Below are 341 nucleotides of genomic sequence, written 5' to 3'. Positions count from 1 at the left end.
TCTAGTTTTCAAAGAACATACCATTTGCTATATAAAATAGCTTTTTGGTGGAGCCTAGCGGGATCGAACCGCTGACCTCCTGCGTGCAAGGCAGGCGCTCTCCCAGCTGAGCTAAGGCCCCGTAAAATGCATGGTGGGCCTAAATGGACTCGAACCATCGACCTCACGCTTATCAGGCGTGCGCTCTAACCAGCTGAGCTATAGGCCCATACAAATTGCAGAAATTATTTATATCATATTCACATTTAAGAGTCAATACTTTTATTGAACTCTCAAAACTAAACGAAAACGAAACACGGAAACTTATATTGATGAACAGTGTTCATCAATTCTCCATAGAA

At 42.5% G+C, this 341-nt stretch carries 2 tRNA genes; both read right to left on the bottom strand.

The features are described 5' to 3' along the window. Nucleotides 1-45: 45 nt before the first annotated feature. A tRNA-Ala gene (locus U860_RS0130690) sits at nt 46-121 on the bottom strand. A 10-nt stretch (nt 122-131) separates the two neighbouring features. Further along, nucleotides 132-208, bottom strand: a tRNA-Ile gene (locus tag U860_RS0130685). Nucleotides 209-341 lie beyond the last annotated feature (133 nt).

The sequence above is a fragment of the Bacillus sp. H1a genome (assembly GCF_000633475.1).
Taxonomy (GTDB): domain Bacteria; phylum Bacillota; class Bacilli; order Bacillales; family Bacillaceae_G; genus Bacillus_A; species Bacillus_A paramycoides.
Note: the sequence above shows the minus strand (reverse complement) of the source record. Positions and strands in the feature narration are given on the sequence as shown.